Source organism: Prevotella pectinovora, assembly GCF_041323955.1.
GTDB classification, from domain to species: domain Bacteria; phylum Bacteroidota; class Bacteroidia; order Bacteroidales; family Bacteroidaceae; genus Prevotella; species Prevotella pectinovora.
Genome location: NZ_JBGLIV010000001.1, coordinates 2,452,681 through 2,479,045, shown reverse-complemented (window position 1 = coordinate 2,479,045; position 26,365 = coordinate 2,452,681). Strand labels below are relative to the sequence as shown.

At 48.9% G+C, this 26,365-nt stretch carries 18 protein-coding genes and 5 tRNA genes; 20 read left to right on the top strand and 3 right to left on the bottom strand.

What is annotated here, in order from left to right:
* Nucleotides 1–97 precede the first annotated feature (97 nt).
* The 20 genes from ACDC99_RS09685 to ACDC99_RS09590 all read left to right on the top strand — a co-directional run bounded on the left by ACDC99_RS09685 (nucleotide 98) and on the right by ACDC99_RS09590 (nucleotide 21,908).
* Nucleotides 98–1,891 carry an aminopeptidase P family protein gene (locus ACDC99_RS09685; RefSeq protein ID WP_370756659.1) on the top strand — a complete coding sequence of 598 codons (1,794 nt, stop codon included), beginning with the start codon at nucleotides 98–100 and terminating at the stop codon, nucleotides 1,889–1,891.
* Nucleotides 1,888–3,534 (top strand): hypothetical protein, encoded by a 1,647-nt coding sequence (locus tag ACDC99_RS09680; RefSeq protein WP_370756658.1) that lies wholly within the window; start codon nucleotides 1,888–1,890, stop codon nucleotides 3,532–3,534. Before ACDC99_RS09685 ends, ACDC99_RS09680 begins: the two co-directional genes overlap by 4 nt.
* A gap of 193 nt (nucleotides 3,535–3,727) precedes the next feature.
* A complete protein-coding gene (gene rpsU, locus ACDC99_RS09675) occupies nucleotides 3,728–3,919 on the top strand; it encodes a 30S ribosomal protein S21 (protein WP_022316160.1) in 192 nt (63 codons plus the stop codon).
* A gap of 970 nt (nucleotides 3,920–4,889) precedes the next feature.
* A complete protein-coding gene (locus ACDC99_RS09670; RefSeq protein ID WP_287074817.1) occupies nucleotides 4,890–5,774 on the top strand; it encodes a tyrosine-type recombinase/integrase in 885 nt (294 codons plus the stop codon).
* Nucleotides 5,775–5,798: 24 nt separating this feature from the next.
* Entirely contained in the window at nucleotides 5,799–6,098 is a 300-nt protein-coding gene (hpf, locus tag ACDC99_RS09665; RefSeq protein ID WP_370756657.1) for a ribosome hibernation-promoting factor, HPF/YfiA family, read from the top strand.
* 102 nt (nucleotides 6,099–6,200) lie between these two features.
* Nucleotides 6,201–6,274 (top strand) — tRNA-Thr (locus tag ACDC99_RS09660).
* Nucleotides 6,275–6,302: 28 nt separating this feature from the next.
* Nucleotides 6,303–6,385: transfer RNA gene (locus ACDC99_RS09655), tRNA-Tyr, on the top strand.
* A gap of 17 nt (nucleotides 6,386–6,402) precedes the next feature.
* A tRNA-Gly gene (locus ACDC99_RS09650) sits at nucleotides 6,403–6,475 on the top strand.
* Between the two features lie 6 nt (nucleotides 6,476–6,481).
* Nucleotides 6,482–6,553 (top strand) — tRNA-Thr (locus ACDC99_RS09645).
* A 79-nt stretch (nucleotides 6,554–6,632) separates the two neighbouring features.
* Nucleotides 6,633–7,826, top strand: coding sequence for an elongation factor Tu (gene tuf / locus ACDC99_RS09640; protein ID WP_042520216.1), 1,194 nt, complete (start codon nucleotides 6,633–6,635; stop codon nucleotides 7,824–7,826).
* Nucleotides 7,827–7,884: 58 nt separating this feature from the next.
* Nucleotides 7,885–7,957 (top strand) — tRNA-Trp (locus tag ACDC99_RS09635).
* Between the two features lie 14 nt (nucleotides 7,958–7,971).
* Nucleotides 7,972–8,163, top strand: a complete 192-nt coding sequence (gene secE / locus ACDC99_RS09630; protein WP_082026244.1) for a preprotein translocase subunit SecE — start codon at nucleotides 7,972–7,974, stop codon at nucleotides 8,161–8,163.
* Nucleotides 8,164–8,175: 12 nt separating this feature from the next.
* Complete coding sequence (gene nusG / locus ACDC99_RS09625) at nucleotides 8,176–8,718, top strand: transcription termination/antitermination protein NusG (RefSeq protein ID WP_022316016.1); 543 nt, start codon at nucleotides 8,176–8,178, stop codon at nucleotides 8,716–8,718.
* A gap of 57 nt (nucleotides 8,719–8,775) precedes the next feature.
* Nucleotides 8,776–9,216, top strand: a complete 441-nt coding sequence (rplK, locus tag ACDC99_RS09620; protein ID WP_022316015.1) for a 50S ribosomal protein L11 — start codon at nucleotides 8,776–8,778, stop codon at nucleotides 9,214–9,216.
* A gap of 22 nt (nucleotides 9,217–9,238) precedes the next feature.
* Nucleotides 9,239–9,931 carry a 50S ribosomal protein L1 gene (rplA, locus tag ACDC99_RS09615; RefSeq protein ID WP_022317234.1) on the top strand — a complete coding sequence of 231 codons (693 nt, stop codon included), beginning with the start codon at nucleotides 9,239–9,241 and terminating at the stop codon, nucleotides 9,929–9,931.
* A gap of 18 nt (nucleotides 9,932–9,949) precedes the next feature.
* The gene (gene rplJ, locus ACDC99_RS09610) at nucleotides 9,950–10,468 is read left to right on the top strand and encodes a 50S ribosomal protein L10 (protein WP_022317235.1); all 519 of its coding nucleotides are present in this window, start codon (nucleotides 9,950–9,952) and stop codon (nucleotides 10,466–10,468) included.
* A gap of 56 nt (nucleotides 10,469–10,524) precedes the next feature.
* Nucleotides 10,525–10,902, top strand: a complete 378-nt coding sequence (gene rplL, locus ACDC99_RS09605) for a 50S ribosomal protein L7/L12 (protein ID WP_022317236.1) — start codon at nucleotides 10,525–10,527, stop codon at nucleotides 10,900–10,902.
* A 168-nt stretch (nucleotides 10,903–11,070) separates the two neighbouring features.
* Nucleotides 11,071–14,883 (top strand): DNA-directed RNA polymerase subunit beta, encoded by a 3,813-nt coding sequence (gene rpoB / locus ACDC99_RS09600; protein WP_370756656.1) that lies wholly within the window; start codon nucleotides 11,071–11,073, stop codon nucleotides 14,881–14,883.
* Between the two features lie 39 nt (nucleotides 14,884–14,922).
* Nucleotides 14,923–19,263, top strand: a complete 4,341-nt coding sequence (rpoC, locus tag ACDC99_RS09595; RefSeq protein ID WP_042520215.1) for a DNA-directed RNA polymerase subunit beta' — start codon at nucleotides 14,923–14,925, stop codon at nucleotides 19,261–19,263.
* A 569-nt stretch (nucleotides 19,264–19,832) separates the two neighbouring features.
* Complete coding sequence (locus tag ACDC99_RS09590; protein ID WP_370756655.1) at nucleotides 19,833–21,908, top strand: glycoside hydrolase family 20 protein; 2,076 nt, start codon at nucleotides 19,833–19,835, stop codon at nucleotides 21,906–21,908.
* Between the two features lie 95 nt (nucleotides 21,909–22,003).
* Here the strand turns inward: ACDC99_RS09590 and ACDC99_RS09585 are convergent, their stop codons facing one another.
* The 3 genes from ACDC99_RS09585 to ACDC99_RS09575 form a co-directional block, all read right to left on the bottom strand.
* A complete protein-coding gene (locus ACDC99_RS09585; RefSeq protein WP_042520214.1) occupies nucleotides 22,004–23,029 on the bottom strand; it encodes a virulence RhuM family protein in 1,026 nt (341 codons plus the stop codon).
* A 353-nt stretch (nucleotides 23,030–23,382) separates the two neighbouring features.
* On the bottom strand, nucleotides 23,383–25,071 hold the full coding sequence (locus tag ACDC99_RS09580) for a transposase (protein ID WP_042517040.1): 1,689 nt from the start codon (nucleotides 25,069–25,071) through the stop codon (nucleotides 23,383–23,385).
* 269 nt (nucleotides 25,072–25,340) lie between these two features.
* The gene (locus tag ACDC99_RS09575) at nucleotides 25,341–26,354 is read right to left on the bottom strand and encodes a GGGtGRT protein (protein WP_287074795.1); all 1,014 of its coding nucleotides are present in this window, start codon (nucleotides 26,352–26,354) and stop codon (nucleotides 25,341–25,343) included.
* Nucleotides 26,355–26,365: the final 11 nt, after the last annotated feature.

The following is a 26,365-nucleotide window of genomic DNA, read 5'->3' as shown; positions in this document are numbered from 1 at the left end:
CTCGATAAATTGCAACATAATCGTCTTATAATTTGTTATTAATTATGAAAAGATATACCTTTGTAAAGCAGATTTTACAAATGTTAGATTAAGCACTATGATTATGACACAAATGATTCAAGATAGGCTCGCAGCTCTGCGTGAAGTGATGCGTAGAGAGAGCATCGACGCCTTTATCTTTCCAAGCACCGATCCCCACAACGGAGAGTACGTGCCGGCCCATTGGGAAGGCAGGAAATGGATAAGCGGTTTTGACGGCAGCGCCGGAACGGCAGTGGTGACAATGGACAAGGCTGCGCTATGGACCGACTCCAGATATTTCATAGCGGCTGAGGAACAGCTGCAAGGCACGGAGTTCAAACTGATGAAAGAGCGCGTTGAAGGAACTCCCACCATATCGCAATGGCTCGGAATGTCGCTTGCCCATATCAACGGTGCTGTAGTGGGGCTCGACGGATATGTGAATGCCGCCAACGAGGTGAGGGGACTTGCCGAAGAACTGCGCCGGCAGGGAGGAATCACCATCCGCACCAATTTCGACCCTCTGGACATCATCTGGAAAGACCGTCCGGAAATCCCCCTGAACACTGTGGTTCAGCATCCGCTGGAATATTCCGGAGAGACTGCTGAAAGCAAACTTCAGAGAATCAGGACCGCAGTGAAGCGGAGTGGGGCGGAGGCGTTGCTCGTGACCGCCCTCGACGACATTGCATGGACACTGAACCTGCGTGGCTCCGACGTGCATTGCAATCCTGTGGCTGTGGCTTATCTCCTCATCGATGTGGAGAAGACCATATTATATATAAATAAGGTGAAACTTGCGCCATCTGCAGCCGACGCTCTCAAAACAGCCGGAGTGGTGGTGGAGGATTATGGAAATGTAGTCGAGGGACTTCGTCATTTCGATGGCTACAATATCCTGCTCGACCCCAATCAGGTGAACTATGCCCTCTTCTCTGCCGTCAGCGCAAAGAAAGTGGTGGAGGCGGCATCGCCGGTGCCTTATCTGAAGTGTGTGAAGAACGAGGCTGAAATCCGAGGATTCCATAGTGCCATGCTCCGCGACGGCGTGGCAATGGTGAAGTTCCTCCACTGGCTGAAACCCGCCGTTGAGGCTGGCGGACAGACGGAGCTGACAGTGGAGAAGAAACTCACGTCGCTCAGGGCTGAGCAGCCGCTCTTCAAGGGAGTCTCGTTCGACACCATCGCCGCATATCAGGAACATGGAGCCATCGTTCACTACGAGGCTACACCTGAAACGGATGTGGAACTGAAACCGCGCGGTTTCCTCCTGCTCGACAGCGGAGCGCAATATCTCGACGGCACGACAGACATCACCCGCACCATACCTCTCGGTCCTGTGACCGAGGAGCAGAAGAAAGTGTACACCCTTGTGCTAAAAGGTCATATACAACTGGAATTGTGTAAGTTCCCCAACCATGCCAGCGGCACCCAGCTTGATATCCTGGCAAGACAGGCGATGTGGAAAGAAGGACTCAACTATATGCACGGCACGGGCCACGGCGTGGGCAGCTACCTCAATGTACACGAAGGCCCTCATCAGATAAGGATGGAATGGAAACCGGCTCCGCTCCAGGCAGGCATGACTGTGACCGACGAGCCGGGACTGTACCTCGCCGGCAAGTTCGGAGTGAGAATTGAGAACACGCTGCTAATCAAAGACTTCATTGAGACGGAATTCGGCAAATTCCTGCAGTTCGAGTCGCTCACCCTCTGTCCTATCGACCTTGACTGTGCCGATCTCGACATGCTCACGGCAGAAGAGAAACAGTGGCTCAACGACTATCACAAGATGGTATTCGAGAAGCTCTCGCCATTGCTCAACGACGAAGAGAAGGAATGGTTGAAGACTAACACCGCAAGGATATGATGAATATCCGGAAATACAGCGTGCTTGTCGCCTTGATGATGATTGTAACTTGTGGACAGTCGGCGGCAAGCCGCTTTGAAGAGAACGAAAAGCCTGGCGACAAAAGTCTGCCGTCAGACATATTGAGCTACGGCAAAGACGCTCGTGGCAAGGAACTCTATGGACTACGTATGGGCGGAAACGGCGGCACGCTGGCTGCTGTCTTTGGAGAAGACAGCAGCTATGTAGCCATTATTACCTGCGACACGACGAAGAAGGGAAAAACGGGTGATGTGGGACTCCTTAGCGTATACTCGGCCAAAGACAGGAAACAAGCCGCTTGGATAAGGGAAATAAATCCAAAGACCACTTCCTTTTCAATCAATGGTCCGTATATGGTTTCCGTGATGCAGCTTGAAGTGGGGAAGGACAAGGAAATACGCAATTACGTGGAGTTCAGAAAACTTGAAACAGGCGAGGTGGCGTCTTTCCTCCAGATCACTCCGGTCTATGTCAATGACTCCCTGGATATTGTGCTTGGCGTGGGAAATGGTGCCTTTCCGGATTTGTTGGCATACAGGATTTCCGACGGTTCGTTTTTGTGGGAAAGTGACAAATGGGCTTCGCAAGCCCAAAGATGCTATACCCAACTATATGACGACAAGACCCTGTTTGCCGTTGCAGACAACTTATACAAGATAAACCTCGAAACGGGAAAGGTGTACAAGAAGAAAGTCAGAGCATACGACGAAGGCTTAGACGCATCTGCTTTCTTTGCGGGTGGTCTCATCGGCACTCTTCTTTCGACAGCTTTGTTTGGACCGTCACATTATTATTATCTGTGCTACCCAATGAGAAAGTCGCTGGGCTATCTCGGTTCCAATATCTGTTTTGAGAACGGGAATGTATATATGGCAGACTGTCACAACGTCTATTGTTTTGACATGATGCTGAAGGAAAAGTGGAGGACAAAACTTGGCGCTATGGGAGGCAATATCGTGTTGAAGGCGGATCCGCAGAAACTCTCTGTCTTCAGCAACGGTTACGGAACTGATGACGACGATAAAAAAGTGAATCTGAGCAAGACGTTCTATATGGAACTTTATTCTCGGAGCGGAAGAAAAATCATGGGGCAGTCCTTTTCCAAAGGCAAAAACTCCGTCCGTGATACATTGGCAAATGGCGAAACGTTGAAGACTTTGCTTTTCTCAAATTCTATTGTCTGGCCGTCGGAGGACATGAGAGACATCCGTACTGTGGAGTATCCGAAGAAGACGTATGGTAAATTCCGGAATTTTATTAAGGGACAGGCGTATCTCGACATAGAGAAAATAAGCCGGTTTGAATGCCTGGACAAAGAGAAAGGGTGTCTCGTCGTGAACGACAAGGACAGTGCTTTCGTAATAAAGGATGACGGAAAAGTGGTACGCAGTTATAATGCATCAAACGTTTACACGAAATATCTTGAGCTTGACAACCTGTCGTTTATGAAAAACAGCAACGGGAGAACGCGGTTCTTTATTACTGACAAGGATATCGAGTTGAAGGTAGACCTTGACGATGATGTGATAGATGTGTATAGATTTGCCGATGGAGTTATCGTGGCAAGAAAGAGCGGCTTTGTATTTATAGACGGCGACAAACTGAAAGAATTCGGGAAATAGACTGCTTTCTATGGGAAACTTGCTGGTTTTTAATGGGAAACTTAGCAACTTTACATGAGAAAGTATGCAACTTTCTTATATTTTGACGTAAAAACTTGCAAGATTTGAAAAATAGAAGTAATTTTGCAGCCGCTTATCAAAGCATCTGATATATAATTAATTAAGTATAACCAAATAAAACAAAAAAGAAAAAATGATTATTGTACCAGTTAAGGAAGGCGAGAACATCGAGAGAGCCTTGAAGAAGTTCAAGAGAAAATTTGAGAAGACAGGTGTTGTTAAGGAGCTCCGTGCCCGTCAGCAGTTTGACAAGCCATCTGTACTCAAGAGACTCAAGATGGAGCGCGCTATCTATGTTCAGCAGCTGAGAGACGCTGAGGAATAATCTCCTTCAAGAGAGACGTTTTAACAAAGTTTTTTGAACAATTCTTTTGTAACAGGAGGTGTACTTAGGTAGATAATCAAAAGAATATTTAAGGTGCCGGGACTTTACTGTAAGTCGGAGCCCTTGCAAAGATGATACATTCGCACATTGATTCAAGTGCAGATGTATCATCTTTTGTTTTTTATACATAATGACCGATTGGGGCTTCAAATGGGCACGCTGCTTGCCCAACCGGAGAACGCTGCTTACCCATCATGGGCACGCAGCTTGCCCCTGTTGGGCGGAATTGCAGTCAGACGTCGGTCCAATAAGTTAAAGTTTTAATACCCATATTCCTGTTTTCGTGATTCTGCCAACGCTGGCAATTCCTGTCGTCAGAATTCCTTACACCTGACAATTCCTTTCGTCAGCCAACCATCCAGACAATTGCCTGACAATCGGATGACAGTCAACTGTCTGCTTGTCAGAGTGTTACGGCGAAAAACCAGATGGTCTGACAGTTTTTTTGGAAATTCTTGTTTTTTACTAAGAATCGTCTATATGGGGCTGCTTTTACTCATATCGACACCCGCTATTACTCATTAAACCCAAATCGGTCATTAGGCCGTTTAATGTATAATTTTAATAACTGCTTGCAGTCTTTTGCTTTTTATAAGGCGTCTTTTGCTCGTTTTTAATTCGCAATAGCCCGCTATTACTCATTAAAAGCCAAACAAAATCCACTCTTCTAAAAAACAAAATCCATGCAAGCCCTAATGACCGATTTGGGTTAAAAGCCAAACAAAATCCATCCTTCTAAAAACAAAATCCAAGCAAGCCCTAACGGTTGATTTGGGTTAAATTGATTCTGCCAACGGGTCGCATAAATGTCCTGGAGGCAGTTTCGTACTAAAAAAGAAGCGGAAAATTTTGTCAATTGAAGAAAAGTGAGTATTTTCGTAGCGGAAAACAATCCACAAGTGACGAATTGATGATGATAAGGCGTTTTTTAGACTATCTGCGTTACGAGCGCAATTTCTCTGAGGAAACGATGCTCGCATACGGTAAAGACCTGACCGAACTCGAAGAGTATTTCAGGAATGTCGACGCCGGACTGTCGTGGAACACCATCGACTCAGACATCATTCGCGGTTGGATGGAGACAATGATAGACAAAGGCAACGTGGCGGCGTCGGTCAACAGAAGACTCAGCGCCGTGAGGTCGTTCTTCAAGTTCGCCCTCTCCCACGGACTCGTGGACAAAGATCCCTCACGGATAATCGAAGGAGTGAAGAAAAACAAGCGCCTTCCGGTATTCGTTAAAGATTCAGAGATGCAGGAACTGCTCGATGAAACGATGTGGGACATGACGAAATTCATAGACGTATGCGCCAGAACGATAATCATGGTGTTCTATGAAACGGGGATGCGCCTCTCGGAACTGACGTCGCTCGACGACGATGCCGTTGATTTCGTAAACCTTCAGGTAAAGGTGACCGGAAAACGCAGCAAGCAGCGCATAATCCCATTCGGCGAGGAACTTAAAAAGGAGATTCTCTATTATATAAAGGTTAGAGACGAGAACGTAACGCGCCATACCAAAGCTCTGTTCGTGACGAAAAAAGGCATACGGATGGATGACGCAGCCGTAAGATACCGGGTGAAGAAAAACATCTCGCGGGTCTGCACGGCAAAGAAACGCTCTCCCCACGTGCTCCGACACACCTTCGCCACCACGATGCTCAACCATGGCGCCGGACTGGAAAGCGTGCAGAAGCTGCTCGGACATGAGAGTCTGGTCACCACGGAGATCTATACACACACCACATTCGAGAAACTTAAACAAGAGTACAAAGCCGCTCATCCGCGGCGATAACCTTTTAATATAGGAGAAAGAACTATGGAAATTAAGATTAAATCAATTCACTTCGACGCAACAGACCAGTTGAAGTCATTCATCGAGAAGAAGGTAGAGAAGTTGTCAAAGACTTATGAGGATATCCAGAACACAGAAGTACAGCTGAAAGTCGTGAAGCCTGCAACGGCCATGAACAAGGAGGCAAGCCTTAGTGTTACGGTGCCTGGAAGCAAACTTTTCGTAGAGAAGACATGCGACACTTTTGAGGAGGCAATCGACCAGTGTGTGGACTCTATGAAGGTTCAACTGACCAAATTTAAAGAAAAATCAAGGGAAAATTAAAAAAAAAGCCCAAAAGTTTTGGCGGTTTAAAAATAATGCGTACCTTTGCAGCCGTGTTCAAGACACATCTCTTGCGACAAGCCAATACGGCTGCAAGGTTTTGCCTCTTTAGCTCAGTTGGCCAGAGCACGTGATTTGTAATCTCGGGGTCGTTGGTTCGAATCCGACAAGAGGCTCAAACGCAAGGTGTCTGAAACATGACAAGGGTGGTTACCAGAGTGGCCAAATGGGGCAGACTGTAAATCTGCTGTCTTTCGACTTCGGTGGTTCGAATCCATCACCACCCACTTCAGTAGAGATTTTTGCGGAAATAGCTCAGTTGATAGAGCACTAGCCTTCCAAGCTGGGGGTCGCGGGTTTGAGCCCCGTTTTCCGCTCTCGCTGCTGTAATAGCTCAGTGGTAGAGCACTTCCTTGGTAAGGAAGAGGTCCCGAGTTCAAGTCTCGGTTACAGCTCTACGGCTTTTTTATTTTTTTTAATAGGAAGCACGATTAACACGATAATTCATTATAAATAATAAACTAAAGAAAAGCTATGGCTAAAGAGACATTCGTACGTACCAAACCGCACGTAAACATTGGTACTATTGGTCACGTAGACCACGGTAAGACTACTCTGACAGCTGCCATCTCAAAGGTTCTCAGCGAGAAGGGTTTCGGTTCAGAAGAGATTAAGTCTTTCGATCAGATTGACAACGCTCCTGAGGAAAAAGAGCGTGGTATTACCATCAATACTGCTCACATCGAGTATGAGACAGCTAACCGTCACTATGCACACGTTGACTGTCCGGGACACGCTGACTATGTGAAGAACATGGTTACTGGTGCCGCTCAGATGGATGGTGCTATCATCGTGGTTGCTGCTACTGATGGTCCTATGCCTCAGACACGTGAGCACGTGCTTCTCGCTCGCCAGGTAAACGTTCCACGTCTGGTTGTTTTCCTGAACAAGTGTGATATGGTTGAGGACGAGGAAATGCTCGAGCTCGTTGAGATGGAGATGCGTGAGCTTCTTGATCAGTACGAGTACGATGGCGACAATACTCCTATCGTCCGTGGTTCTGCTCTCGGTGCACTGAACGGTGTTGAAAAGTGGGTAGATAAGGTTATGGAGCTTATGGACGCTGTTGACACATGGATTCCACTGCCTCCACGTGACTTGGATAAGCCATTCTTGATGCCTGTTGAGGACGTATTCTCAATCACTGGTCGTGGTACTGTTGCTACTGGTCGTATCGAGACTGGTCGCGTTAAGGTTGGCGACGAGGTTGAGCTGCTCGGTCTCGGTGAGGACAAGAAGTCAGTTGTAACTGGCGTTGAGATGTTCCGCAAGCTCCTCGAAGAGGGTGAGGCTGGTGACAACGTTGGTCTGCTGCTCCGTGGTATCGACAAGAACGAGATCAAGCGTGGTATGGTTCTCTGCCACCCAGGACAGATCAAGCCTTACAAGAAGTTCCAGGCTCAGATCTACGTTCTGAAGAAAGAGGAAGGTGGACGCCACACTCCATTCGGAAACAAGTATCGTCCTCAGTTCTACCTCCGTACAATGGACTGTACAGGTGAGATCTCTCTTCCAGAGGGAGTTGAGATGGTAATGCCTGGTGACAACGTAACAATCACTGTAGACTTGATCTACGCTGTTGCTCTGAACGTTGGTCTCCGTTTCGCTATCCGTGAGGGTGGTCGTACAGTAGGTGCTGGTCAGATCACAGAGATCATCGATGACTAATCAATAGTCTTCAGATAAATACAAGAGTTCCGTTTGGAATAAAGCGGAACTCTTTTTTACGGGAATAGCTCAGTTGGTAGAGCACTGGTCTCCAAAACCAGGTGTCGGGAGTTCGAGCCTCTCTTCCCGTGCTAATTCAATAATTATGTTCAAAAAGTTTGGAAATTATTGCAAGGTTTGTTACGACGAACTTGCGCATAAAACTACTTGGCCGACGCGGGGCGAGTTGACCCACAATGCTATGGTTGTATTATCTGCTTCCTTGATCATAGCACTTGTAGTCTTCGCAATGGACTCCGTGTTCAGCTTTGTCATGAGTGTGGTTTATCCTAACTAATCGTTTGAGAAAATGGCTGAAACTAAGAGAAACTGGTATGTTCTTCGTGCCGTTAGCGGAAAAGAAGCTAAGGTGAAAGAATACATCGAAGCAGAATTAAAACACAACGAATTGCTTTCTAAGTATGTTTTTCAGGTATTCATACCTACAGAAAAACATGCTACTTTGCGTAATGGTAAGCGTGTCGTGAAAGAGAAAATCGCTCTTCCGGGATATGTTCTTATCGAGGCGGAGTTGAAAGGCGATACTGCTCACACATTGAGGTTCATGCCAAACGTTTTGGGTTTTCTTGGCGGTCTGGATCATCCTACTCCTGTAAAGCAGTCTGATATCAACCGTATGTTCGGAAGCGCCGAGGAGTCTGAGATAGTGGATGAGGTTGCAATCCCATACATTGTCAACGACACCGTGAAGGTGACCGACGGACCATTCAGTGGTTTCACCGGAGTTATCGAAGAGGTAAATACTGAGAAGCACAAGCTGAAGGTTATGGTTAAGATCTTCGGACGTAAGACACCGCTTGAGTTGAGTTTTATGCAAGTAACAAAAGAGTAACTCGCTGTTACGGGCGTGTGACTCTTTTATAATAATCAATTTTTAATAAACAAAGAAATGGCTAAAGAAGTTGCTGGATTAATCAAATTACAGATTAAAGGTGGCGCTGCGAATCCTTCACCTCCAGTAGGACCTGCACTTGGTTCTAAGGGTATTAACATTATGGGATTCTGCAAAGAGTTCAACGCCAGGACCCAGGATAAGGCAGGTAAGATTCTTCCTGTTGTTATCACTTACTATACTGACAAGTCATATAGCTTTGAGATAAAGACTCCTCCTGCTGCTGTTCAGCTGCTCGAGGCTGCCAAGGTAAAGAAGGGTTCTTCTGAACCAAACCGTAAGAAGGTTGCTTCTGTAACTTGGGATCAGGTCAAGGCTATCGCAGAAGACAAGATGCCGGATTTGAACTGCTTCACTGTCGAGTCTGCAATGAGACTTGTAGCAGGTACAGCAAGAAGTATGGGTATCACTGTAAATGGGGACTTCCCTGGTAAATAATTTATAACTTCAACTTAAGAAAATGAGTAAACTGACAAAAAATCAAAAATCAGTAGCTGATAAGATTGAAGCAGGGAAAGCATACTCTTTGAAGGAGGCTTCAGAGTTGGTAAAGGAAATTACCACTACCAAGTTCGAGGCTTCTCTTGATATCGATGTGCGTTTGGGCGTTGATCCACGTAAGGCCAACCAGATGGTTCGCGGTGTTGTTACACTGCCTAACGGAACTGGTAAGGTTACACGTGTTCTCTGTCTCTGCACACCTGATGCTGAGGCTGCTGCTAAAGAAGCTGGCGCTGATTATGTTGGTCTTGACGAGTACATCGAAAAGATCAAAGGTGGATGGACTGACATTGATGTTATCATAACAATGCCTTCTTGCATGGGTAAGATCGGTCCTCTTGGCCGTGTGCTTGGTCCTCGCGGACTCATGCCTAACCCTAAGAGCGGTACCGTTACCATGGATGTAGCTAAGGCTGTCAAGGAGGTAAAGGCCGGTAAGATTGACTTCAAGGTTGACAAGTCTGGTATTATTCACACATCAATCGGTAAGATTTCATTCACTCCAGAGCAGATCTATCAGAATGCTAAAGAATTCATAGCTACTGTAATCAAGTTGAAACCGTCTGCTGCTAAGGGTACATATATCAAGAGTATCTATCTTTCTAGTACGATGAGTAAGGGTATCAAGATTGATCCTAAATCAGTTGAATAACTCTAAAAGTTTTGTAAAATGAAAAAGGAAGTAAAAGATACTATAGTTGTTGAACTTGGCGAGAAACTCAAAGAGTTCGCTCACTTCTATTTGGTTGACGTTCACGGACTGGACGCTGCCAAGACAAGCGACTTGCGCCGCAAGTGCTTCAAGAGTGAGATTCAGATGGTTGTTGTGAAGAATAATCTTCTTCGCAAGGCGTTCGAGGCTTCTGAAATCGATTTCGAGCCTCTCTACAGCTGCTTGAAGGGTAGCACAGCTGTTTTGTTCTGTAACACAGCTAATGTTCCTGCTAAGTTGCTGAAGAGCTATGTCAAGGAAGGTATTCCTACACTCAAGGGTGCTTATGCTGAGGAAGGTCTCTTCGTAGGTGCTGACAAACTTGAGGAACTTGCAGCTCTCAAGAGCAAGAACGAGGTTATCGCAGACATTGTTGCTTTGCTTCAGTCTCCTGCAAAGAACGTCGTTTCAGCTCTCCAATCAGGTGCAAACACTATCCACGGTGTGCTTAAGACTTTAGGCGAGCGTCCTGAATAAAAACAATTAAAGTCACTAACATTAACATTAAAAAAACAATAAAAATTTAGAATAAAATGGCAGATATCAAAGCTATTGCTGAAGAATTGGTAAATTTGACAGTTAAGGAAGTAAACGAGTTGGCAACAGTCCTGAAGGACGAGTACGGAATTGAGCCTGCTGCTGCAGCTGTTGCTGTTGCTGCTGGTCCTGCTGCTGGTGGTGCAGCTGAGGCAGAGGAGAAGACTTCTTTCGACGTTGTTCTCGCTGAGGTAGGTGGCGCTAAGCTTCAGGTTGTAAAGGCTGTTAAGGAGGCTTGCGGTCTTGGTCTGAAGGAGGCTAAGGAGCTCGTTGACGGTGCACCTTCTACATTGAAGGAGGGTTTGGCTAAGGCTGAGGCTGAGAACCTGAAGAAGGCTATCGAAGAGGCTGGTGCTAAGGTTGAGCTCAAGTAATTGAGTATTAAAAAATATTTAAGGTTAAGGTTCTTCCAATAGAAGAGTCTTAACCTTTTTGTGTCTTTGCGCTTCTGTTGTTAACCACCGCAGCAGTGGCTCCGGCTCTCCTTTGAGAGTCTTCTATATATTCAATGGTGGCTTATATAACGGTAACAAAAATCTGTAATGGCTTCTAAAATCGTTGATAACAGAGTAAACTTTGCCAGCATCAAGAATCCGATGCCGTATCCGGATTTCCTCGATGTGCAATTAAAGTCTTTTAGAGACTTCCTGCAGTTGGACACTCCGCCTGAGGAACGTGAGAACGACGGTTTGTACAAGGTGTTCTCTGAGAATTTCCCTATAACCGACACTCGTAATAATTTCGTTCTTGAGTTCTTGGATTACTATATCGACCCGCCTCGCTACTCTATTGATGAGTGCCTGGAGCGTGGTCTTACATTTAGTGTGCCTTTGAAGGCCAAGATGAAACTATACTGTACGGACCCTGAGCATGAGGACTTCGGTACTGTTATCGAGGATGTCTTCCTCGGTACGATCCCTTATATGACGAGTAATGGTACTTTCGTGATTAATGGAGCAGAGCGTGTTGTTGTATCTCAGCTGCACCGTTCGCCTGGCGTTTTCTTCAGCCAGGGCGTGCACGCCAACGGTACTGCACTCTATTCTGCCCGTATCATCCCGTTCAAGGGTTCATGGATTGAGTTTGCTACTGACATCAACAACGTTATGTTCGCTTACATCGACCGTAAGAAGAAGTTGCCTGTAACTACTCTTCTGCGTGCCATCGGTTTTGAGTCAGACAAGGACATCCTGCAGATATTCGACCTTGCCGAGGAGGTTAAGGTGAACAAGAAGAATCTGAAGGAGGCCGTTGGCAGAACTCTTGCCGGAACGGTATTGAAGAGCTGGAATGAGGATTTCGTTGACGAGGACACCGGTGAGGTTGTATCAATCGAGCGCAACGAGGTCATCATGGAGCGTGAGACTGTCATCACAAAGGAGAACATGGAGGACATCATCGACAGCGGTGCTTCTACTATCCTTCTCCACAAGGATGCCGAGTCTGCAAACAAGTACTCCATCGTGTTCAACACATTGCAGAAAGACCCGACAAACTCTGAGAAGGACGCCGTGCTCTACATCTACAAGCAGCTGCGTAATGCTGATCCTGCTGATGAGGCAAGTGCAAAGGAGGTTATCCAGAACCTGTTCTTCTCTGACAAGCGTTATGACTTGGGCAAGGTGGGCCGTTACCGCATCAACAAGAAACTGGGTCTTGATACCGACGAGGATGTTCGTATCCTGACCAAAGAAGATATAATCGAGATCATCAAGTATCTCATCCAGCTGGTTAACTCCAATGCTACAGTCGATGATATCGACCACTTGAGCAACCGTCGTGTACGCACCGTCGGCGAGCAGTTGAGCAACCAGTTCTCTATCGGTCTGGCTCGTATGAGCCGCACAATCCGTGAGCGTATGAACGTGCGCGACAATGAGGTGTTCAAGCCAACAGACTTGATCAACACCAAGACAATCTCAAGTGTCATCAACTCATTCTTCGGCACCAACCCATTGTCACAGTTCATGGACCAGACCAACCCGCTTGCTGAGGTAACCAACAAGCGTCGTCTCTCTGCCCTCGGACCTGGCGGTCTGTCAAGAGAGCGTGCCGGATTCGAGGTTCGTGACGTTCACTACACACACTATGGTCGTCTGTGTCCTATCGAGAGTCCTGAGGGTCCTAACATCGGACTTATCTCTTCTCTCTGTGTGTATGCCAAGATAAATGAACTCGGATTCATCGAGACTCCATACCGTAAGGTTGAGAATGGTGTAGTAGACCTGAAGAACGAGGATGTCGTTTACCTTACCGCTGAGGATGAGGAAGACCACGTGATCGGTCAGGGAAATGCTCCGTTGAATGACGACGGTACGTTTATCCGCGAGGTTGTCAAGTGTCGTCAGGATGCCGACTTCCCAGTCGTGCCACCGACAGACGTTGACCTCATGGACGTTTCTCCACAGCAGATCGCTTCTATCGCTGCCGGACTCATCCCATTCTTGGAGCATGACGATGCTCACCGTGCGTTGATGGGATCCAACATGATGCGCCAGGCAGTTCCATTGCTCCACAATGAGGCACCTATCGTAGGTACCGGAGTAGAGAAGCAGGTATGTGTAGACTCACGTACTATGATCACTGCCGAGGGCGAAGGCGTTATCGAATATGTTGACGCTACCACAATCCGTATCCTCTACGACAGAACCGAGGACGAGGAATTCGTAAGCTTCGAGCCGGCGCTCAAGGAATACCGCATACCTAAGTTCCGTCGTACCAACCAGAACATGACCATCGACCTCCGTCCTATCTGTAACAAGGGACAGAGAGTGAAGAAGGGCGATATCCTGACAGAGGGTTATGCTACAGAGGATGGCGAGCTCGCACTCGGTCGCAACCTGCTCGTGGCCTACATGCCATGGAAGGGTTACAACTATGAGGACGCCATCGTGCTCAACGAGCGTATCGTCCGTGACGACGTGCTGACATCTGTTCATGTCGACGAGTTCTCTCTCGACGTGCGTGAGACAAAGCGCGGTACTGAGGAGTTCACAAACGATATTCCTAACGTCAGCGAAGAGGCAACCAAGGACCTCGATGACAACGGTATCATCCGTGTCGGTGCCCGTGTAGAGCCAGGCGATATCCTCATCGGTAAGATTTCTCCAAAGGGAGAGAGCGACCCGTCACCAGAGGAGAAGCTTCTGAGAGCCATCTTCGGCGACAAGGCAGGTGATGTGAAGGATTCTTCATTGAAGGCCAACCCATCATTGAGCGGTGTGGTAATCGACAAGAAGCTGTTCTCTCGTGCTATCAAGACCCGTGCTTCAAAGCAGAAGGACAAGGTTATCCTTGCTAAGATAGACGAGGAGTATGAGGCAAAGATCGACGACCTGAAGGATATCCTCGTTGACAAGCTCCTGACTCTCACCGAGGACAAGGTTTGCCAGGGCATCAAGGACTATTCACGTGCCGAGATCATCACAAAGGGCAGCAAGTTCACCGCTACCCAGCTCATGAACATCAACTATGAGGAAATCCAGTCGAACAACTGGACTGACGATGACCATACAAACGGCTTGATTTCAAAGCTCATCACAAACTTCCTGAAGAAGGCAAAGCTTCTCGATGCAGAGAACAAGCGTCGCAAGTTCGCCATCACCATCGGCGACGAGCTGCCATCGGGTATCCTGCAGATGGCAAAGGTATACATCGCCAAGAAGCGTAAGATCGGTGTCGGCGACAAGTTGGCCGGACGCCACGGTAACAAGGGTATCGTGTCGAAGATCGTTCGCCAGGAGGATATGCCGTTCTTGCCGGACGGACGTCCTGTTGACTTGGTGCTCAACCCATTGGGTGTGCCTTCACGTATGAACCTCGGTCAGATTTTCGAGGCTATCCTCGGTGCTGCCGGAAAGCGTCTCGGCGTGAAGTTCGCTACTCCTATCTTCGATGGTGCCCACCTCGACGACCTCAAGGAGTGGACAGACAAGGCAGGTTTGCCAAACCTCGGTTCTATGCACCTCTATGACGGTGAGACAGGAGAGATGTTCGACCAGCCGGCTACAGTGGGTATCACATACTTCCTCAAGCTCGGCCACATGGTAGAGGACAAGATGCACGCCCGTTCTATCGGTCCGTACTCACTCATCACCCAGCAGCCACTCGGTGGTAAGGCGCAGTTCGGTGGACAGCGTTTTGGAGAGATGGAGGTCTGGGCACTCGAGGCATTCGGTGCAAGTCATGTATTGCAGGAGATTCTGACCATCAAGTCAGACGACGTAGTAGGCCGTTCCAAGGCTTATGAGGCAATCGTCAAGGGCGAGCCTATGCCGACAGCCGGCATCCCAGAGTCTCTCAATGTGTTGCTCCATGAGCTGCGTGGCCTTGGTCTGAGCGTTACCCTCGACTAATATTGCAACTCTTTACTCATACATATATAAACAAGAATTATGGCTTTTAAGAAAGATACAAAGATAAAGAGTAATTTCACGAAGATTACCATCAGCTTAGCATCGCCAGAGGAAATCCTCGAGAATTCATTCGGTGAGGTTACCAAGCCTGAAACCATAAACTACCGTACATACAAACCGGAGCGCGACGGACTCTTCTGCGAGCGCATCTTCGGTCCTACAAAGGATTTCGAGTGTGCCTGCGGAAAGTACAAGCGTATCAGATACAAAGGCATCGTCTGCGACCGATGCGGTGTGGAAGTCACCGAGAAAAAGGTACGTCGTGAGCGTACCGGCCATATCGAGCTTGTAGTTCCAGTGGCCCACATCTGGTATTTCCGCTCATTGCCGAACAAGATCGGCTACCTGCTCGGACTGCCTACCAAGAAGCTCGACTCTGTGGTATACTATGAGAAGTATATTGTTGTGCAGCCAGGTGTGCTGGCTGGCAGAATGGATCCTGAGAAGGAAGAGGAACTCAATGGTTCCCACAAGATGGACCTCCTCACAGAGGACGAGTATCTCGATCTTATGGATCAGATTCCAGAGGACAACGAGTATCTTGATGATTCAGATCCAAACAAGTTCATCGCAAAGATGGGAGCCGAGGCTATCTACGACCTCTTGGCAGGTCTCGACCTCGACTCACTCTCATACGAACTCCGCGACCGCGCCAATACCGATTCATCACAGCAGCGCAAGACAGAGGCTCTGAAGCGTCTGCAGGTGGTAGAGGCATTCCGTGGAAGCAGCAACGTGAACCGTCCTGAGTGGATGATCATGAAGATCATCCCTGTCACTCCACCGGAGCTCCGTCCGTTGGTGCCGCTGGATGGTGGACGTTTCGCCACATCCGACCTCAACGACCTTTATCGTCGTGTCATCATACGTAACAACCGTCTGAAGCGACTCATCGAGATCAAGGCTCCAGAGGTAATCCTCCGCAACGAGAAGCGTATGCTTCAGGAGGCTGTTGACAGCTTGTTCGACAACTCCCGCAAGAGCAGCGCCGTGAAGAGCGAGTCAAACCGTCCGTTGAAGTCACTCTCCGACTCTCTGAAGGGTAAGGCAGGACGTTTCCGTCAGAACCTCCTCGGTAAGCGTGTCGACTATTCAGCACGTTCAGTTATCGTCGTTGGTCCTGAGCTGAAGATGGGCGAGTGCGGTCTTCCTAAGCTGATGGCAGCAGAGCTCTACAAGCCATTCATCATCCGCAAGCTCATCGAGCGCGGCATCGTGAAGACCGTGAAGAGCGCCAAGAAGATCGTTGACCGTCGTGAGCCTGTTATCTGGGATATCCTTGAGAATGTGATGAAGGGTCATCCGGTTCTCCTTAACCGTGCCCCTACGCTTCACCGTCTCGGTATCCAGGCCTTCCAGCCTAAGCTCATCGAGGGTAAGGCAATCCAGCTCCATCCGTTGGCTTGTACTGCGTTCAACGCCGACTTCGACGGTGACCAGATGGCTGTCCACCTCCCATTGAGCAACGAGGCAGTGCTCGAGGCACAGATTCTGATGCTCCAGAGCCACAACATCCTCAACCCTGCCAACGGTGCGCCTATCACGGTGCCGTCACAGGATATGGTGCTTGGTCTTTACTATATCACCAAGATCCGTCCGGGTGCTAAGGGAGAGGGCCTTACATTCTACGGTCCGGAAGAGGCTATCATCGCCCACAACGAAGGCCGTTGTGATCTCCACGCCCAGGTCAAGGTCGTTGTCAAGGACCTTGCCGACAATGGTGGCTACGAGCAGAAACTCGTAGAGACATCAGTAGGTCGTGTAATCGTGAATGGCATCATTCCAGACGAGGTAGGTTACGTAAACAAGGTAATCTCCAAGAAGAGCTTGCGTGACATCATCTCTGATGTTATCAAGGCAGTAGGTTTCGCCCGTGCCTGCGAGTTCCTCGATGGTATCAAGAACCTCGGTTACCGTATGGCATACCTCGCCGGACTTTCCTTCAACCTCGACGACATCATCATCCCAGAGGAGAAGAAAGCACTCGTTGAGCGTGGAAATGACGAAGTACGTCAGATTACTGACAACTATAATATGGGATTCATCACCGACAAGGAGCGTTACAACCAGGTAATCGATGCCTGGACTCACGTCAACAACGAGCTCGGTGATGTATTGATGAAGCAGATGACAGAGGCCGACCAGGGATTCAACGCCGTATACATGATGCTTGACTCTGGAGCCCGTGGTTCTAAAGACCAGATCCGTCAGCTTGCCGGTATGCGTGGACTTATGGCCAAGCCACAGAAGGCTGGTGCTGAGGGTGCACAGATTATCGAGAACCCTATCTTGTCTAACTTCAAGGAGGGAATGAGCGTGTTGGAGTACTTCATCTCTACCCACGGTGCCCGTAAGGGTCTTGCCGATACCGCCATGAAGACTGCCGACGCCGGATATCTGACTCGTCGTCTTGTTGACGTTTCTCACGACGTCATCATCAACGAGGAAGACTGCGGCACATTGCGCGGACTTGTATGCACAGCTCTGAAGAACGGCGACGAGGTTATCTCTACCCTCTATGAGCGCATCCTCGGCCGTGTGTCAGTACACGATATCGTGAATCCTCAGACTGGCGAGCTTATCGTGGCTGCCGGCGACGAGATCACAGAGTCTATCGCCCAGGCTATCGAGGACTCTCCAATCGAGAGCGTTGAGATCCGTTCAGTGCTCACCTGCGAGAGCAAGCACGGCGTCTGCATGAAGTGTTACGGACGTAACCTTGCTACCAGCCGTATGGTTCAGAAGGGTGAGGCAGTAGGAGTCATCGCCGCACAGGCTATCGGTGAGCCAGGTACACAGCTTACCCTCCGTACGTTCCACGCCGGTGGTGTGGCTGCCAACGCAGCCGCCAATGCCACTATCGTAGCAAAGAACGATTCAAAGATTGAATTCGATGAGTTGCGCACGGTGCCATTCGTTGAAAAAACCGACGATGGCAGCGACCGCGAGTGCGAGATGGTTGTGAGCCGTCTGGCTGAAATCCGCTTCATCGATCCACATACAGGCATCACGCTTTCTTCTATGAACGTGCCTTACGGTAGCTCGCTCTACCACAAGGCAGGCGATGTGCTCGCCAAGGGTGAGGTAATCGCCAAGTGGGACCCATTCAACGCCGTCATCGTTACAGAGTATGCCGGTACGCTGAAGTTCCGCGACGTTATCGAGGGCGTTACCTACCATTCAGAGACCGACGATACCACCGGACTCACCGAGACCATCATCACCGAGTCTAAGGACAAGAGCAAGGTGCCAACCTGCGACATCATAGATGAGAACGGCGAGGTGATTGGAACATACAACCTCCCTGTGGGTGGTCACGTTGTGGTGGTAGACGGTCAGAAGGTGGCAACCGGTGTCACTCTCGTCAAGATTCCACGTTCTGTCGGCAAGGCAGGAGATATCACGGGAGGTCTCCCACGAGTAACAGAGCTCTTCGAGGCCCGCAACCCATCCAACCCTGCTGTAGTGTCAGAAATCGACGGTGAGGTTACAATGGGCAAGGTAAAGCGTGGTAACCGTGAGATCATCGTTACATCGAAGACTGGCGAGCAGCGTAAATATCTCGTTTCGCTCTCTAAGCAGATCCTTGTGCAGGAGCACGATGCCGTACGCGCCGGAACACCGCTCTCCGACGGTTCTATCACCCCTGGCGATATCCTCGCCATCAAGGGTCCTACCGCCGTTCAGGAGTACATCGTCAACGAGGTTCAGGACGTTTACCGTCTGCAGGGTGTGAAGATCAACGACAAGCACTTCGAGATCATCGTTCGTCAGATGATGCGTAAGGTTCAGATCAACGATCCGGGCGATACCACGTTCCTCGAGCAGCAGATGGTTGACAAGCTCGACTTCGCTGAGGAGAACGACCGCATCTGGGGCAAGAAGGTTGTAGTGGATGCTGGCGACAGCGACACACTCCAGAAGGGACAGATCATTACAGCCCGTCGTCTGCGCGACGAGAATTCAAGTCTGAAGCGCCGCGACCTCAAGCTCGTTCAGGTGCGTGATGCAGTGGCTGCTACATCTACTCAGATTCTCCAGGGTATCACACGTGCTGCCCTCCAGACCAAGAGCTTCATGTCGGCAGCATCCTTCCAGGAGACTACCAAGGTGCTCAACGAGGCTGCTATCCGCGGTAAGGTAGACCGTCTTGAGGGTATGAAGGAGAACGTTATCTGCGGTCACCTCATCCCTGCCGGTACCGGTCTTCGCGAGTTTGAGAAAATCATCGTTGGTTCTCAGGAGGAGCACGACCGTATGCAGGCAAACCGCAAGAACGTAATCGACTACTCCGACAAGCAGACCATTGAGGAGAACTAATTCTGACTATACATGATTAAGAGAAAGGTGGACCACAGCTTCCGCTATTCTCTTTCTGAAAACAATAAACGCTATGAGGGCTGTCCTGTTGATATGGGACAGCCCTTATTGTGTTTTCGCATGTCATTATTCGTAATTGTATAAAGTGATAGCAAGATAGTTCCATATCCAGTCTGACGTTAAGGTCAGACTTGGGGCTTAGAAGATTGTTTTATTCGACAATAAAGCGGCATGTAGGGAGATTTCTGATTTCTCCTTCATGCCGCTTTCCCTTGTATGAGATGTTGTTTCAATAATCTGTTTCACTCCTTTCTCGCATATGGCTTAATTAAATAAATATCTTTTACACGAAGTTTATACCCGTTTTTGCATCAAATTTGTGCAGTTTTCTTCAAATTCTGCATCAATCTCGTGCAGATTTCTTCAAAATCTGCATCAATCTCGTGCAGATTCTGAATTCCGGCTTGATTAAATGAAAGTCTTGTGTCTTTTCATTTTTTTGCATTATCTTTGCAAAGACATAGAAAACACAGGAAACCTAAGTTGGAATACAGAAAACATAATATTACATGAATATAGACAGAAGAATACGCAAAAGAGTGAAGACACTCGCCATGAGCCTTGTCCTCACCTTTGCCGTGGCCACGCCGCAGGGCAAGGCGTCAGCACAGGGCATACTGCCCAAACCACAGTCGTATGCGCCAGCCAAAGGCACATTCCATACCCGTGGCAGACAAGTGAGAGTGGAGAACAGGGTGGGGGACATCGCCCACAACATCTATTCCGAGCCATGGATGGCTGTTAGCAAGGGAGGCGCCCGTCAGGTGATGATATTCGACAGACTGTCTCCAAAGTCGATAGCCGGACTGACGCTGAAAGACGGTGCTGAGGCCGAAGCCTACCAACTGCATGTTTCTCCCGACACCATCCTTATCCGAGCCGCCAGTGCTGACGGCTTCCGTCTGGCTTGGGCTACGGTGAGACAGTTGACTACGAAGAAGGGAGTGGCATGCTGCGATGTGGTTGACGCACCGGCATACAAATGGCGCTCGATGATGCTCGACGTGTCGCGTCATTTCCGTTCCATCGAATTCCTGAAGCGTCAGATCGACGCCATGGCGCGATATAAGTTCAACCGCCTGCATCTGCATCTCACCGATGCCGCCGGATGGCGAATAGAGATAAAGCGATACCCCCGGCTCACCAACCTCGCCGCTTGGCGTCCCTATGCCACATGGCAGGAGTGGACCGACAACGGCGGAAAATACGTGGAGGAGGGCACACCGGGAGCCTACGGCGGATATTACACCCAGGACCAGCTGCGCGAGCTCGTAAGCTATGCCGCCGACCGGGGCATAACGATAGTGCCGGAGATAGAGATGCCGGGACACTCAGAAGAAGTGCTCGCCGCCTATCCCGAACTCTCCTGCTCCCATGAGCCATACAAGGATTCCGACCTGTGTCCCGGCAGTGTGGCAACATACGATTTCATGGAGAACGTGCTCCTTGAGGTGATGGACATATTCCCTTCGGAATATATCCACGTGGGAGGCGACGAGGCAGTGATGAAAGCCTGGGACAACTGTCTGCTCTGCCAGCGCATGATGAAAGAGCTGCATACCGACAAGGCAGGACTGCAGGCACATCTCATCACCCACTTCGGCAATTTCCTCAATGCCCACGGCAGACGCCTTGTGGGATGGGACGAGGTGATAGCCTCCTGTCTCGCCCCCAATACCACTGTGATGGTGTGGCGAGAGACCGACCTGGCACGCAAGGCTATTGAGCACGGCTACGATGTGGTGCTCTCGCCCGGCGACTACTGCTATATCGACAGATATCAGGATGCTCCCATCACCCAGCCTACGGCGATGGGCGGATACCTCACACTCAAGAAGATGTATGACTACGTGCCGGGCGATGACCTCACCGCCGACGAGCGCCGCCATATCACGGGCTTGCAGGCTAACCTGTGGGCAGAATACATACCGTCTGACGAGCAGATGGAGTATATGTTCTGGCCACGTGCGATGGCGATAGCCGAGATAGGATGGAACGGAGCAGAGAAGAAAGACTATGCCGACTTCCACCGTCGTGCCTTGGCAGAGTGTGACACTGTGAGGGCTATGGGAATCCACGCCTTCGACCTTCGTAATGAGATAGGAGAGCGCAAGGAGTCGTTCACTCCCGTAAAACATAAAGCGCGCGGCTGCCGTGTGACCTACAACACTCCGCTGCATCCTAAATATCCTGCCGGTGGCGAACAGGCGCTTGTTGACGGAGTGCGTGGCGGCTGGACCTATGCCGACAAGAGGTGGCAGGGCTTCACAGGCACCGAGGGATGGTGTCTCGACGTGACGATAGACATGGGCAGCATACAGAAGCTGCATGAGGTGTCGGCGGTATTTATGCAGTCGCTCGGTCCGTGGATTTATTATCCTACCAAATATCGGGTTTCTCTGAGCGAAGACGGCAAGACATTCACTCAGGTGTATTCGCAAGACCAGCCGCAGCGCGACCCCTGTCGTGTTGGCTACCGCACTCAGGCATGGCATGGCAGCCGGAAGGCACGCTACGTGAGAGTGCAGGGCAGCTGCGACACCGAATTCGGATGGCTCTTCACCGATGAAATCGTGGTGAGATAAAAACAGCCTGATGACCGATTGGGAGTTAAGCACAATCGGTCATCAGGACTTGTATTCTGATATAATTAAGGTGTGGTTGATATGTAGAGCAGACTTTACTTATTATTGTCTTTTCCTCCAGATAATCTCTTTTGCTCGCGCTCAAAATTCTCCAAGAAATGAATCTCTACAGGCGAGAGGGCGTTCTTGGTGCGCTCCTTGAATCTGTCGTATTCCTGGTCGGCTTTCTCTTTGGCGAGTTTGGCGGAGATTTTGCCTGCATGGGTGAGGATGTCTTTTCGGGAGATACGGAGGAAATCATCGAGAATGTTTATCCAATCCTTCATATACATAGGTCGGTGCTCCTCGGCTTGCATTTCGGCGAAGTCAAGATACAGGCTTACGATGCGGTTCAGTGATTTTATCTCTTCGTGGGTGAGATAGTTCTTGGCTATTTCCGCTTCTGGTTTTGTTGGCATAGCTCCAGACCATGTTGTAAGTCCCATAAAGTCTTTCTCGGCATCGGCTCTTTCGTAAATTATTTCCGCCGCAGTATGACCATGAACAGAATAGTGCATCTTGTTTTGTACAGTCTTGAAGAACTTTTGTGTCATTTCCACTCGTGGGTCATAGTCGATACTGAGGGCATAAATCTCCAATACCTTGCGATAGAACACTTTTTCACTGGAGCGGATATCACGTATTCTTGCAAGCAGCTCGTCAAAGTAATTGCCACCTCCAGCTCTCTTCAACAGGTCATCGTTCATGGCGAAGCCTTTCACAATATACTCCTTCAACACCTTGGTTGCCCATATACGGAACTGAACGCCACGGTAGGAATGTACACGATAACCTACGCTGATAATCATGTCGAGGTTGTAAAAAGCCACTTGATGCTTCTGTAGCTTTCCTTCAATAGCACCGTGTTTAGTGGTTGTTGCAAAAAATGCAACAACCTCATTTTCGTCAAGTTCCCCGTCCTCCAACACATTCTTTATATGTCGTGAGATAGTGGACTTATTACGCTGAAACAACTCTGCCATCTGGTCAAGTGATAGCCAGACAGTATCGTTTTGCAGCTTCACCTCTATCTGTGAATCACCGTCAGGAGTCTGATATAATAGAAATTGCCCTTTATCCATTGTTATTCTTTTCTTCTTAGCTTTTCTATCAGGTCATTTACAATTCTTGCTCCATATAGAATATAATGTCGCTTGATGCAAATATATATATATTCTCCGAAAATCCACCATTCTCCACGTTAAATAAAGGGAAATATGGCATACCCCCCCAGGCCGTCCGAAAACGGCACTTTGAGGCATATCACAGTTGGCAGAGCCGCTATTGCGACTCCACCTGAGCCCATTTAAGGGCATATAAGTTTTCATCTTAAAAAATCAGTTTATGTTAAACAATTCGTCATAAGGGCTAAAAATTGCCGCTACGAGCATACTTAGAGCGTGTTTTTGATGGTATATGATTCCCCTAAATAAATTTATCGGAGTGCAGCAACAAGGGCTAGCACACCTCTGAGACTTATGGCACGACGAAGGTTGTAAGATAGGCAGAAGAGGCCCATCTCAGCACTGACTTTGGCAAAGCCTTTGAGTAAGAAATAGTATTGTCCAAGAGTTCGCTTCATGGTTCCGAAAGGATGCTCGGAGAGACATTTGCGATTGTCCATTTTATTCTGGTCAAGGTGAAGGACATAGCGTACGACTTTCTTCACTACCTTCGTTCTGGGAGGTTTCGGTTTGTCCTTGTTCTCTTCCTTGAGTTGCTTGCGCTTAGCTTCGGTAGCCTTTATCAATGTATCCTTATTAAAGTCGACCTCCTTGAACCTCTGGGCAGTACACTTGCATTTGCATTTCTTGCATGCCAGTTTGTTGCAGTAGCGTATCATGCCGTTTCGTTTGATTGACTTCTGTCTGAGGATTTCACCCTGCGGGCAATAGACAAGATTACGTTCGGCATCCCTTACAAAGTATCCTTCAAGAGCCTTGGCACGCATCTGCTCGGGAGTCATCTTCAGTACTGCGGAGTCAACAACATCGGTAGCGAATTCCTTGACCTCAGCAGTCTGTGCATCGGTCAGGATTCCTTCGTAAACATCAGGTATTACGCCTGCCTCCAAGCATGCTTTCAGGTCTTCCGGCTTTGTGCTTGCCTTCTGTTCATCGGTTATGGTTGCTTCGTTGTAGTCAAATTGGACTTGCTCCGTACATCCACCATCACGCTGGATGACGTTAGGTATGATACCATTTGCCAGTGCGTCAGCATGATCCTCAGGACACTCGTAGCCTTTGTCTGCAGTGGTTTCAAGAACTGGCACATCGTAATCAGCCTTTATCTCAGAAGCAACGTTGGTTATCTGACCGTGGTCAGTAGGGTTGTTGGTTACCTGAAAACCAGCTATCATGTGGCTCTCGGCATCAACAGCAGTCTGCACGTTGTAGCCTACACAGAAACCCTCGTTGGCTTTCATCAGTCGGGAATCGGTATCGGTAAGAGAAATCTGGCTTTCGCCACTCTCCTCAAGCTGATTTCGGTAGCCCTCGTAGCGTTCCTTGCGCTCCTTGCATACATCAAGTTTGCGCTGAATCTCATCCTTTGAGAGTTTGCGTCCTTCTTCATGGTCGTAAGCGTCAAGCTCCTCCATGTAGATGGAGATGTGTTCGTCAAGACGCTTGATTCGGTCATCGAGCTTGCTCAACGTAAGATTATTGTCCTTGGCATTTACAGCCTTGAACTTACTGCCGTCAATGGAGATGTACGACTTGGAAAAGAGCTTCAGTCCCATGCAAAACTTATTGAACTCCTTATATACTTTGGTGATAGCCTCCTTGTTATCCTTGCGGAAATCAGAGATGGTGCGGAAGTCTGGAGACAGTTTGCCGAGCAGCCACATAACCTCAACGTTACACTTGCACTCACGGGCAAGCTTGCGTGAGGAGCGAACCTGATAGAAGTAACCGTAGATGTATAGCTTGAGCAGATCGCGAGGATTGTAACCAGGAGTGCCGGTCTCAGCGGGTGTACTGCGGATAAATCCCAGTTCATCCATCTTGAGACGGTCAACGAATGCATCAAAGAGTCTTACGGGAGCGTCAGCCTCCACATACTCGTCAATGCAGTCTGGGAAAAGAACCCTCTGTCGCCTGTCAGAACCTTTCTTGTATGCCATATCTTATCGTCTTAATTTACTATAAAGGTACGAAAAATACTTGAGAATAAAGACGATTCTGAGTTAAACAACTATAACAAAACAAACAAAATCACACGACTGGTAACGAATCTAACCTACGTGGCTATAGTTTTCGGACAGTCTCCCCCGATCACAAGTTCACCAGAAAAGCCAATATCCAACAGGTTTGCAGATACAAAAAAATCCTCCATAATCGCTATAAGGATTATGGAGGATAATATTATGTAAATATCTTATGAACAAGATAATTACTTCTTGTTGAGGGCGAGGTCGATAGCTACGGCGATAGCCACTGTAGCACCTACCATCGGGTTGTTACCCATACCCAGGAAGCCCATCATCTCTACGTGGGCAGGAACTGAAGAAGAACCTGCGAACTGAGCGTCAGAGTGCATACGGCCCATGGTGTCGGTCATACCGTAAGAAGCAGGACCAGCAGCCATGTTGTCTGGGTGAAGAGTACGTCCGGTACCACCACCTGAAGCCACTGAGAAGTAAGGCTTGCCGGCAGCGAGACGCTCCTTCTTGTATGTACCGGCTACCGGGTGCTGGAAACGTGTCGGGTTTGTAGAGTTACCGGTGATGGAAACGTCTACATCCTCGCTCCAGTTGATAGCCACACCCTCGCGAACGTCGTTTGCACCGTAGCAGTTCACCTTTGCACGTGGACCGTCAGAGTAAGCGATGCGGTTAACGACCTTCAGCTCGCCAGTGTAGTAGTCGAATTCTGTCTGTACGTATGTGAAACCGTTGATACGGCTGATGATCATGGCAGCGTCCTTGCCGAGACCGTTGAGGATAACGCGCAGAGGATTCTTGCGAACCTTGTTTGCCATCTCAGCAATCTTGATGGCACCCTCAGCGGCAGCGAATGACTCGTGGCCGGCGAGGAATGCGAAGCACTGTGTCTCCTCGCGGAGCAGACGTGCAGCGAGGTTACCGTGGCCAAGACCAACCTTACGGTCGTCGGCAACAGAACCAGGGATGCAGAATGCCTGCAGACCCACGCCGATAGCCTCTGCACACTCAGCAGCAGTCTTGCAGCCGCGCTTGATGGCGATGGCAGCACCGCAAACGTATGCCCACTTTGCATTCTCGAAGCAGATACGCTGAGTGTCCTCACACATCTGATAAGGATCAACACCTGCAGCCTCGCAAATCTCGTTAGCCTCTTCTACGCTCTTGATACCCTCAGCGTTGAGGGCAGCGAGAACCTGCGCCTCGCGACGCTCCTGACTTTCGTAACTTACTTTTCTAATCATGTCTTTGTTTC

What these genes read in the sequence shown, in the direction of transcription:
- ACDC99_RS09685 (WP_370756659.1), top strand. Translation starts at nt 98, where the DNA reads ATGATTATGACACAAATGATTCAAGATAGGCTCGCAGCTCTGCGTGAA.
- ACDC99_RS09680 (WP_370756658.1), top strand. Translation starts at nt 1,888, where the DNA reads ATGATGAATATCCGGAAATACAGCGTGCTTGTCGCCTTGATGATGATT.
- rpsU (WP_022316160.1), top strand. Translation starts at nt 3,728, where the DNA reads ATGATTATTGTACCAGTTAAGGAAGGCGAGAACATCGAGAGAGCCTTG.
- ACDC99_RS09670 (WP_287074817.1), top strand. Translation starts at nt 4,890, where the DNA reads ATGATGATAAGGCGTTTTTTAGACTATCTGCGTTACGAGCGCAATTTC.
- hpf (WP_370756657.1), top strand. Translation starts at nt 5,799, where the DNA reads ATGGAAATTAAGATTAAATCAATTCACTTCGACGCAACAGACCAGTTG.
- tuf (WP_042520216.1), top strand. Translation starts at nt 6,633, where the DNA reads ATGGCTAAAGAGACATTCGTACGTACCAAACCGCACGTAAACATTGGT.
- secE (WP_082026244.1), top strand. Translation starts at nt 7,972, where the DNA reads ATGTTCAAAAAGTTTGGAAATTATTGCAAGGTTTGTTACGACGAACTT.
- nusG (WP_022316016.1), top strand. Translation starts at nt 8,176, where the DNA reads ATGGCTGAAACTAAGAGAAACTGGTATGTTCTTCGTGCCGTTAGCGGA.
- rplK (WP_022316015.1), top strand. Translation starts at nt 8,776, where the DNA reads ATGGCTAAAGAAGTTGCTGGATTAATCAAATTACAGATTAAAGGTGGC.
- rplA (WP_022317234.1), top strand. Translation starts at nt 9,239, where the DNA reads ATGAGTAAACTGACAAAAAATCAAAAATCAGTAGCTGATAAGATTGAA.
- rplJ (WP_022317235.1), top strand. Translation starts at nt 9,950, where the DNA reads ATGAAAAAGGAAGTAAAAGATACTATAGTTGTTGAACTTGGCGAGAAA.
- rplL (WP_022317236.1), top strand. Translation starts at nt 10,525, where the DNA reads ATGGCAGATATCAAAGCTATTGCTGAAGAATTGGTAAATTTGACAGTT.
- rpoB (WP_370756656.1), top strand. Translation starts at nt 11,071, where the DNA reads ATGGCTTCTAAAATCGTTGATAACAGAGTAAACTTTGCCAGCATCAAG.
- rpoC (WP_042520215.1), top strand. Translation starts at nt 14,923, where the DNA reads ATGGCTTTTAAGAAAGATACAAAGATAAAGAGTAATTTCACGAAGATT.
- ACDC99_RS09590 (WP_370756655.1), top strand. Translation starts at nt 19,833, where the DNA reads ATGAATATAGACAGAAGAATACGCAAAAGAGTGAAGACACTCGCCATG.
- ACDC99_RS09585 (WP_042520214.1), bottom strand. Translation starts at nt 23,029, where the DNA reads ATGGATAAAGGGCAATTTCTATTATATCAGACTCCTGACGGTGATTCA.
- ACDC99_RS09580 (WP_042517040.1), bottom strand. Translation starts at nt 25,071, where the DNA reads ATGGCATACAAGAAAGGTTCTGACAGGCGACAGAGGGTTCTTTTCCCA.
- ACDC99_RS09575 (WP_287074795.1), bottom strand. Translation starts at nt 26,354, where the DNA reads ATGATTAGAAAAGTAAGTTACGAAAGTCAGGAGCGTCGCGAGGCGCAG.